1 protein-coding gene is annotated in these 1,496 nt (G+C 43.8%); it reads left to right on the forward strand.

All coding sequences use genetic code 11. The features are described from left to right. Positions 1 to 1,121, forward strand: a 1,121-nt coding sequence (locus INF29_RS14170) for a hypothetical protein (protein WP_193487372.1), incomplete at its 5' end; no start/stop codon positions are given. Positions 1,122 to 1,496 lie beyond the last annotated feature (375 nt).

Genomic DNA, 1,496 nt, shown 5'->3' on the forward strand with positions numbered 1-1,496 from the left:
CAAATCTGCTTTTACAGTTTGCGCTTTTTGTTTGCCTTTGGCAGGGCTTTCTCTCCATTCGGCAAAAAGCCGGGCTTTCTCCTCACGCAGGCAGCGCAGCTGCCCTAATTGTTTGGTATTGCCTGATGTGCCTTCTCGCCTTTGCACAGTACAGCGGCTTTCTCATTGCCCTGATCATGTTTATCGCCTATTGCCGCATCATCTACAGCCTGAACAGATCATCCAAAGAACTGGATGAAGCAGGCTATGATATCAGTGTTGTTCCTGTCAAATGGACAAACCGACGGATCACCTTTTCGCTTATTTTGCTGCTGTTGGCGGGAGGCGCATGCGGTTATCTTTTTTGCAGCAGTTATCCAATGGAGTGGACTGCACTGCCTGCTGACGAACATAAAAACGTGGAGGACATCAAAGCACAGCTCATAGACCTTGGATTCCCCGCCTATATCCTGAACGACCTCCGTGCGGAAGACATTGCTGCCTGCAGCGGCGCGCTGGAAGTTGTTGCGGATGAAACCGATCTCTCACTGGATGATTCTGAAAGAGATACGGAATCAGCTGATGATGCCAAAGACCTTCGTATCACAGGCATCGGCGTAAAAGTTTCTGATGATCGGGAACGCTGGATTATTTTCCATCATTTTTTATGGAATCAGGCACCCAAATTTTATGGAACAGAAGCCATTCAGCTTTGGCCTGTTTACAGAGATCTTTCCGACGGATGGGATTCCGGCGGCGATGTAACAGGGCGTGTTTTATATAACAGGAATGAAGAAACCTTTGTGGCTGACTATTATTCATTGGGCACACAAACATATGCTTCCAACAGTTTCTTCTTTGGTCCCCAAGACAACACCGATGTGTTTGCCACATTCTCTATGCCTCAACAGGGCAGCAGTTATAGAGGCTATATTGCATATCCCATTGAGGAAGTGCAGGATGGATACATTATCAGCAGTTGGATTCATTACGTACACCAGCAAAGCTGGATGCAGTATCCTGTTATGACAGCAATGGAAAAGAGAATGACAAACAGTTGGAACTATGCTGGCGCATTTCAGACATTGGAAGATGCCCTGCAATTTTATCCATCAGACGAAGGTATCGAAATGATCAGCTAAACAACAAGAGCACTTTCCCCAGCACTTTAAACCGCATCCCATTGGTGGCATCTTCATAAGAAAACAAAGAAAGCCAAAATCCTTATCATGACAAAGGATTTTAGCTTTCTTATTTTATTAAGATTTTATTTGTTATGTTTTCTTATGAAGACAGCCGTCGCAATTCCCCTTTAGAAATCAAGGAAAAGAAAAATCAATGGTTGCTTAAGGGGAAGTTGCTTTGGCGGACCTTCTTTTGATAGGAAAAAGCGGCAGTGTGAAACTTTTTCTGTAAATATGTAATTGAAGAGGTTCTTCTATGGTAAAATTTAAATCATAGGAGGACCTTTTATTATGGCAAAACAGAAGAAACCCATACATCGGGTACAAATGACA

It is taken from the genome of Anaerotignum lactatifermentans (genome assembly GCF_014982935.1).
Taxonomy (GTDB): Bacteria; Bacillota; Clostridia; order Lachnospirales; family Anaerotignaceae; genus Anaerotignum; species Anaerotignum lactatifermentans.